The organism is Nocardia sp. 852002-51101_SCH5132738, assembly GCF_001665695.1.
GTDB classification, from domain to species: domain Bacteria; phylum Actinomycetota; class Actinomycetes; order Mycobacteriales; family Mycobacteriaceae; genus Nocardia; species Nocardia nova.
The window spans coordinates 24,850-32,475 of the sequence record NZ_LZML01000214.1 but is presented as its reverse complement, the minus strand read 5'-3'; the positions used below and the strand labels follow the sequence as shown (position 1 = coordinate 32,475).

Sequence of the window (7,626 nt, the reverse complement as noted above, 5' to 3'; positions counted from 1 at the left end):
GGCGGAATCCCCACGGCCGAACGGATCCCACCCGGAGACGCCCCGCCCGAACCACCGCCCCGGCGAGCCGGCACCTCGCCCGGAGGCAGGTCCCCGACCTCGTCCGGGTGGGACCACACCACGTCCAGAAACACCGCGCCCCTCGCATCGCCCCTCCGAGCCGTCACCGGCCCGCCCCGAACCAGCCGCGCGGACACATCCGGAGCGGGCGGGCCGACTACATCCGGACCCCTCCGCCGGTCCCGCACGCCGTCCGGTTCCAGGGCCCGAGGCCCGCAACACGGCCCGACCGACAGGCGCCACAACACATCCCGGCGCCCACGGACCCGCCGCCGACAACCATGCCGTGCACTCCTCGCCCACCCATCCGGCGAGCCCGCGACCGCACAATGGTGTGCCCCACGAAGGGGGCCATCCCGCTGCGCCGCCACACCACAACCCACCGCCCGGTGACCACTCGCATTCCGACGAAGGTGCGGTCGGCCGCGACGGTGTGCGCCGATTCGGATCCGACGAAGCAGGCCAACGCTACGGCGACAATCGCTTGGCACATGTGCTGCACTCGTTGCCTCCCGAACTACAGCATGCGGTACGTCAGTACACGGTCCAGTCGTTCCCGAACGGCTTCCTGCGCTCGCCCAATCCGTTGGAGGCAGTCGGTCGTCATTTCGACCATCTGCGTGCCGAAAGTCATGCCGCCGCAGCCCTGACCCATGCGAATCGTGGCGAAATGCCTCGGACGGTGGCGGATCTGGATCGCATGGCGATGCGGCGCGACCTGGATCCTTTCCAACGCCAGTGGGTCGACTTCGTACGTTCACAGCCGGATCCGGCAGCCCGACTCGACGCATTGGCGAGCAATCAGGGGAACTGGAGGTTCCTGCACCAGTACTTCGACGGCCCGCCCACGGTCGAGGCCTTCCATCGGCGGATCGCGGAAACCGACGCCGCACTCAACAGACCGCTTCCCGAATCCGTCCAAGTACTGAGAGGGCTGCACGACCTCTCGTTCATGGAGACAGAGATGGGACGTCAACTCGGAGCGGGCGGTGATCCGCGTGCCTTGATCGGCACAACACAAACGGAACGCGCCTATATGTCAACGTCTCTGGGCGCGAATCTCACTCAGGTCGACGGCCGGCCATTCCCGTTCCGGATCGAGATGACGGTCCCGGCCGGATCCCCCGGCCTCTGGATGGGCCACGACAGCGCGTACCCCGATCAACGCGAGCTGATTCTGCAACGGCATACCCGGTACCGAATCAACGACATCGTCCATACCGGATGGGTCCAGACCGAATCCGGCATGCGGCCGACATTCACCGTGCACGCGGAAGTTCTTCCGCCCGAGCACATGGCCGCGCCGGCGGCCGAACACGAGCGACCATCAGCTCCCGCATCACGAACGGAACCCAACGCATCCGGCCCACATCGAAACGACGCGAGCGGACCGGCACCGCACGAATCCGCGCGTCGTCCATCGGATGCACAACCGGCGCCTTCGACTCGGCGCTCGGACGCCGACCACAGCAATCCAGCGCGCACCCCACCGCGAGACGAAGGCCACGCCGGACCGACCGGTCATCCGGCCGAAGTGCCGGCACGCGGCGAATCGATGCGCCCGAGCGAATCTCGCCCGGGCTCCGGAGCACCCGCGACCGCACCGAACGGTAGGCCACCCGCGACGCCGGTCACCGCAGCGGACGGACCTCGCCCCGACCACTCGGCCGGAGATGAGGAACGGCGCCCCGGCCCCGGCTCCTCGGTGCCGCGAGAACCCGGACCAGCCGTCCATCGCCCGGGCGAACCGACAACGACGACAACGTCGGTCGACCGGTCGAGCCCGCCATCTCATCGGTCCGATCCCGAACCCGTGGCTCCCACCCGGACCGACGGTGCGAGGGCGGACCTTCGCCCGGAATCGACCCACACCGCACCAGAAGCTTCCGGTCCCGGCGAGACTCGCGGGAACCGCCACATACCGGAATCGGGCAGGCGTGACAGCGCGCCCGCACACACGAGTCCCGAACGTGGCGACGCAGTAGCGCCGCACCACCAATACGCTCCCGATCATGGTCGCGGAGAACCGACGCCCGAACAGCATCAAGCTATCCGTGATTACACCGACCCCGACGGGAACCACTACACCGAGCTCAACAACCGTCTGCGCAACCACACCGAACTCGATCCGGACCAGCAGCAACTCGCACAACGGATCTCCGATGGTCTGGGCAATCTGCCGGCCCACACCGGCACCGTCTGGCGTGGCACCTCACTGAGCCCCGAAGAGATAGCGCGGTATGTTCCCGGCGAAACGGTGACCGAGCCCGCGTTCACCAGTACCTCCCGGGACCCTCGACGCACCTTCGTCGGCAATGTCGAATTCGTCATCCACTCCAGCACCGGCCGCGATATCTCAGAGCACTCCGTGCGGCCGGGTGAACGAGAAGTCCTTTTCGATCGCAACACCACGTTCGAAGTGCGCGGTGTCACGCACGATCCGACTGCCGGGCTGTTCGGGCGCACCCGGATCTACCTCTACGAGACACCTCCACACGTTCCCCATTCCGAGGATGCGGCCCAACACCACGACACCGACGATCATGAAGGGTCCACAGATCACGAAATCGAGACCGGCACAGGCGAAGTGGAACACTCGGTCCTGCACGGCCCCGACCGCACTGCCATAGGTGACGACCCCCAGACGCATCGTGTCTACGACAATCTCCGCAATGAGGGAGAACACGATGTCATCGTCCATGGGAACCGCTTCGGCCGCCCGATACCCGGGCACGAGAACGAGACCAGTCCGCAATACGTTGCCGACGCGATTCGGAACAACCCGAACTACCAGCCGGGCACTCCGGTCCGCCTGATCTCCTGCCATGCGGGCAACGACATCGGCTGGGCTCAGCAGCTCGCCGACGAACTCGGGGCGCCGGTACGCGCACCGTCGGACACCGTCGGCGTGCGTCGGGCCCCCGACTCGCCCGCCGTCGTTCACGACGGTGGGCACTGGGCCACCTTTCACCCCGGCGGTGCCGAACCCACACAGGAACCGCACCACGTCGACATCGCGGAATCCGATAACTCGGCCGTCACCACCGAAGGCCGCCGGGACGGCTGGGACATCATGGCCTCGGACGACAACCACCTCGAGGCAGCCGTGGACCCGTCGGTGGACATCAGCGACATGGGCGTGGATCCCCGATGGCGAACCGACAACGAACCTCTCTATCGCAGTGACAACAGGCCGCCCGCTGTGATTTTCGACCAGGGTTTCTCCCCCCGAGATCCCTCGTTCACGGACCTCTCGCAATACGTAGAGGACGATGTCCCTTCGGCTTTCGTCAGCACATCGACACGCGAGGATATCGGCGAGGAATTCGGAGGGCGTTTCACTTATGAGCTGGACGCTCCCGGAGGAATCGATGTCAACGAGACACTCGGCGCCCACACGATGGAATACGAATCCGAAGTGGCATTTCCGGGAGGAATCCGCGGCGAGTTCATCGTAGGTGCGAGGTCGTACAGCTACTCGACCGGAGAGTACGGTGACTTCATTCCCAATCCGAACTACGTCACCAGAGACGACGGGGATCCCGGTGCCGGAGGGAGACCGTCCGAGAGCGATGAGAGCACCGACGACTAGCATGGACAGATACTGACCGGTCGATCCGATTCTGGATGCAGGAGATGAGAATGACCGATAACACACCACCGCCGATAACTCCCGCGCTCCGAAAGGCTGCCGCGGAACAACCCGGAGGATGGGTGTACGTGATCGACCCGTTCTTTCCTCAGGATGGAAACGTTCCCCCGTACGGAATCGAGGGGGCATGGAAAGTCGACGACGAAGGAAAAATCAGCGGCGAATTCCAACGCAACACCAAGTACCGCCCGTCGCCGGTCAAGCTGGGGATGCCGAAGCCCGGTGACGACACCGAAAGGCAATTGCAACTGGCTGCGACGGGGTATGGGACGGAGGAATCCCTCATGAACGCATTACGGTCATCCGATGTGTACATCCCTGGCGACGGAACTGTTGAGACAGTCGTATATTCGGATTCTCGGGGAGATTTCGTAGCACTGTACACCCGGCCGGAGATCGTGCCGGAGAACTACCGGTTCGTTGAGCGGGTACCGTTCGAAACCCTGCTACAACGCTTACCGGACGATGCGTCGGTCGTAGTCAATCCCGGCAGACCGAGTTCTGTGCGGATTCCGGTCGCGGCATTGATGGAAGGCGGCACCGGTCGATAACTTTTTACCACATTCGATACTCGTCGAAAAGAGTTTACTGTGCAGAATCTTCGAGCGGTCGGCATATATCGGGAAATGTACCGAAAAGACAAGCCCGAATTGAAACCGCTATCCGAGTCGTACACCACCCGAATCATAGGCGACCGCGATCGGATTGCGGACTATATGCAGGCCGGGACCCCTGTATTCGATGTCATGGAAGATGTCGTAGATATGGTGGACGGCCGTGAGTGGATCCGTAGCGGACCCACTCTCGTTTCGGACGGCGAGTGGATATGGCGGCTGGATTCGATCCACTATCTGAGAAACTACTCGCTCGACATGCCACAGGAATTCGTGGACCATGTGCGTCGGCAGAACTACCAGCCGCCGGGGGTCATCGATGTGACCGATGCACGATACGACACTGCAATCGCCGCATACTTCTGACCGAACCGGAGCGCACGATGACCTATCAGCCGGACCGCCCTTCCGCCGCCGACCCCGCCGAACAGCGTCGAGTCGACGAAAAGATTGCGGCGCGAATGGGCATCTCGGTCGAGGAGTTGCATGACATCGATCGCCGAGTGGCCGAAGATATCGCCGCCCGAGACGCCGTACCGGCCGAGCAGCGGATTGTCGACGACAACCCTAAATTCACAAAGGGATTCGGCCTGGTCACTCCTGAGAACGAGATCCAACCAGGCGAAATACGGGAACATTACCGGAATCCCGGGGCCGCATCACCCACCGACGAACAACCCTCGTAGACGGGATCATCATCGTGAACTCCTGGGACGACACCAGCTACAACTGGGGCCCCCTCCCGCCGCCGGGGACGCCCGAGTATCCGGAGCCGAAACCGCAGCGCGATCCGCTCGAAGGGCGATACGAGCCCTGGACTCGTAAACCCTTGTTCTACTGGCCGATCCTGATCCGCGGTGAGTTCGTCGGTCACATCTGGGCGTCGCAGCACCACAACTCCGCCGGACTGGTTCGCATCCTGAGTCGTGACGACTTCTCTTGGATGGACGTCTGGCGGGAGCGGCTCGACGCCGCCTGCAAGCAGGGATTACGTCCCGTCGATGCTGTACAGCGCTGGGTCGGCGCGCCCGAAGATCCCATCGGCGGCTACATCCCCGCCGACGCACCTGTCCCCGACGCGCCGAATCTCGACGCTCTGTACCAGCGCACCAACCCTGGCGGCCCTGCGGCGCCTGGACCTCTCATTCAAGACGGCGAATTCCCTGACGGCACACCAGTGAATCGCGCGCAGGGCTGGGGACCACTCGTCTCCGCACCCGCTACCACCTACCCCTCCACCACCGACTCACCGGTTCGGTATCTGCCGATTATCAAGAGCGGCAACCTTATTGCCTACCTGTGGGCGTCGACCACCAACGACGCGGCCGGCTACCTGCCCCGCGCGGCAGCGGGCAGAACCGCACAAATTGCCGCCGGCCTCTGGAAACTTCGCATTACCGAGGGCTACGAACAGAACGTTCCACCGCTCGAAATCCTCGACAGATGTCGCGCCTTCCCTGAAGACCACATGTCAGGCATGATCCAACCCAACGTGCCGGACGCGGAGCTTCCCACAGTGCAACAGCTCGTAAATCTCGCACAGCAGTAGCGGATTCACCGCACAAGCTCGTCGGCAGGGCTCGAGCTCGACTTCACGCCCACCCGATGTACACGGATGAAAGGAACGACGTGTGGCGGAGGCGATCGTCAGTGACAAGTTCACTTTCGCCAACCAGCCCCCTGCCGCCCCACCAGGCTACGAACCTCCAGCCGGTTTCGGTGCGCCGATGGCACCTCGCGCCACATACGAGGGCTGGACCAGGCAACCGGTCAGATATGTGCCTGTCATACGACGCGGCAAATTCATGGGGTGCCTCTGGGCATCGGCGACCCACAACTCCGCCGGTTTCATCCGCAAGATGTCGGACGGCGATCCGCTGTCCGACCCGTCGTGGACCGCGATCGACACGTGGGCGGACCGGCTGGCCGCCGCCTACGCAGACCGGCTCCCGGCCCAGCAAGCGGTACAGCAGTGGATCGGTGCGGCGGAGCATCCCGAGGGTGGTGGAATACCCGCCGGCGCTTCGGTCAGGCGAGCCGAAAGCCTTACTGCCCTATACGAATTGGTGAACCCGGGCGGCCCTCCTCCGCCCGACCCGCTGGTACAGGACGGTATGTACCCCGACGGCACGCCGGTCGACCGCTCACAGGGCTGGGGCCCGCTGGTCAGCACGCCGTTGCGCCGCTACCCAACCAGCACATCCAGTGCAGTCCGCTTTCTGCCGATACTGAAGGAGGGTCGGCATATCGGCTATCTCTGGGCCTCGGTCGAGAACGACGCCGCCGACTACCTTCCTCTCCGGTCCGCCGGCAGGACAGCGCACATCGCCGCCGGTCTCTGGCAATTGCGATTGAGCCATGGGTACAGGCAGCAACTTCCGCCACTGCAGACCCTTCATGACAGTCGCCACCATCCTGAAGACCGCCTCTCCGGGATGATCGAACCGAACGCTGTGGAAGACGAACTTCCGTCACTGGAACGACTGAAGGCAGTCGCCCAGCGTTAGCACAGCGATCGGCGAGGGGGGAGCGGAACGGTGAGGATTGCCGAGTTGTTCGGGGCGTTCGATTCCGAAGGCATGCCCGCACCAGCCCACGAGCGTCCTTCGTTGGATGACGCCGAACGTGAGGCTGTCTTGCGATTCCTCTCTGGTGGGACGATCGCGGCGCGAACGAGCGGGCGCACGATCGACAGGATTGATGCGTCGAGAGGCAAGGTCGTGCCTGCCTCCTTCGCGACCGACGGCACATGGATGTGGTCGCGCGCAGTCGCGTACTACCTGCGAGAACACGATGTCGTTCCGGAACCTGCGTTCCTGGCGCACATTCGAGAATGTGGTTATGCAGCTGCGCAGCCGGGCCCTGCCGAGCTATCGGTCGCTGTGCGCATGCTCCGATCCGCGGAGCGGGACAGCGGCCTGTGACCAACTCGGCCCGGCCGTGACGAGGGAAGCCTGCCGGTTCAGACCAGCCAGCTCTTGCGGCGGTAGTAGGCGTCGTCCTCGTCTTCGGCGTCGATCGGGGCGACGGCCTGGTTGGCTTTCCGGGCGGCCGCGGCGCGGGCTATCGCTTCGCGTTGCTCGCGGGCCTCTTCTTCTTGGCGCTCGCGCTCCTCGGCTTCGGCGGCGGCCAGGCGTTCGGCTTCGGCGACGCCTCGGTCGATCTCCGCGGCGAGATGTGCGCCATTGGCGGCGAGTCGGCGTTGAGCTTCCTCGTAGTCCTCGTTGTGGTTGCGCAGCCAGCGGCTGTGTTCGTACATCACCTCTTCGAGGTGGCGGGCGAGGTCCATCTCAATTCTCC

The 7,626-nt window shown here is 64.2% G+C and carries 9 protein-coding genes and 1 pseudogene; 8 read left to right on the top strand and 2 right to left on the bottom strand.

The genetic code is table 11. The features are described 5' to 3' along the window. Positions 1-730: 730 nt before the first annotated feature. Positions 731-2,437: pseudogene (locus A5789_RS38700) on the top strand (ADP-ribosyltransferase); the annotation flags it as partial. Here the strand turns inward: A5789_RS38700 and A5789_RS38180 are convergent. Then, entirely contained in the window at positions 2,417-3,016 is a 600-nt protein-coding gene (locus A5789_RS38180; RefSeq protein WP_227462915.1) for a hypothetical protein, read from the bottom strand. The pseudogene A5789_RS38700 and the gene A5789_RS38180 sit on opposite strands and share 21 nt — an antisense overlap. 117 nt (positions 3,017-3,133) lie before the next feature. Here A5789_RS38180 and A5789_RS38175 point away from each other — a divergent pair, with 117 nt between their 5' ends. From A5789_RS38175 to A5789_RS34125, 7 genes are all read left to right on the top strand, one after another. Continuing rightward, positions 3,134-3,652: a hypothetical protein gene (locus tag A5789_RS38175; RefSeq protein WP_227462916.1), complete on the top strand. Its 519-nt coding sequence runs from the start codon at positions 3,134-3,136 to the stop codon at positions 3,650-3,652. A gap of 50 nt (positions 3,653-3,702) precedes the next feature. Beyond that, positions 3,703-4,263 (top strand): type VII secretion system-associated protein, encoded by a 561-nt coding sequence (locus A5789_RS34150; RefSeq protein WP_193615524.1) that lies wholly within the window; start codon positions 3,703-3,705, stop codon positions 4,261-4,263. Positions 4,264-4,302: 39 nt separating this feature from the next. Further along, positions 4,303-4,692, top strand: coding sequence for a hypothetical protein (locus tag A5789_RS34145; protein WP_063012624.1), 390 nt, complete (start codon positions 4,303-4,305; stop codon positions 4,690-4,692). Between the two features lie 17 nt (positions 4,693-4,709). Then, positions 4,710-5,012 (top strand): hypothetical protein, encoded by a 303-nt coding sequence (locus A5789_RS34140; protein ID WP_063012622.1) that lies wholly within the window; start codon positions 4,710-4,712, stop codon positions 5,010-5,012. 14 nt (positions 5,013-5,026) lie between these two features. Beyond that, positions 5,027-5,875, top strand: a complete 849-nt coding sequence (locus A5789_RS34135; protein WP_063012620.1) for a hypothetical protein — start codon at positions 5,027-5,029, stop codon at positions 5,873-5,875. A gap of 82 nt (positions 5,876-5,957) precedes the next feature. Next, positions 5,958-6,833 carry a hypothetical protein gene (locus A5789_RS34130; RefSeq protein WP_146102313.1) on the top strand — a complete coding sequence of 292 codons (876 nt, stop codon included), beginning with the start codon at positions 5,958-5,960 and terminating at the stop codon, positions 6,831-6,833. Positions 6,834-6,863: 30 nt separating this feature from the next. Further along, complete coding sequence (locus A5789_RS34125; protein WP_064904524.1) at positions 6,864-7,250, top strand: hypothetical protein; 387 nt, start codon at positions 6,864-6,866, stop codon at positions 7,248-7,250. A 38-nt stretch (positions 7,251-7,288) separates the two neighbouring features. Here A5789_RS34125 and A5789_RS34120 read toward each other — a convergent pair whose 3' ends face one another. Beyond that, on the bottom strand, positions 7,289-7,615 hold the full coding sequence (locus A5789_RS34120; protein ID WP_064904522.1) for a hypothetical protein: 327 nt from the start codon (positions 7,613-7,615) through the stop codon (positions 7,289-7,291). Between the last annotated feature and the right edge of the window lie 11 nt (positions 7,616-7,626).

What these genes read in the sequence shown, in the direction of transcription:
- A5789_RS34140 (WP_063012622.1), top strand. Translation starts at nt 4,710, where the DNA reads ATGACCTATCAGCCGGACCGCCCTTCCGCCGCCGACCCCGCCGAACAG.
- A5789_RS34120 (WP_064904522.1), bottom strand. Translation starts at nt 7,615, where the DNA reads ATGGACCTCGCCCGCCACCTCGAAGAGGTGATGTACGAACACAGCCGC.
- A5789_RS34150 (WP_193615524.1), top strand. Translation starts at nt 3,703, where the DNA reads ATGACCGATAACACACCACCGCCGATAACTCCCGCGCTCCGAAAGGCT.
- A5789_RS38175 (WP_227462916.1), top strand. Translation starts at nt 3,134, where the DNA reads ATGGCCTCGGACGACAACCACCTCGAGGCAGCCGTGGACCCGTCGGTG.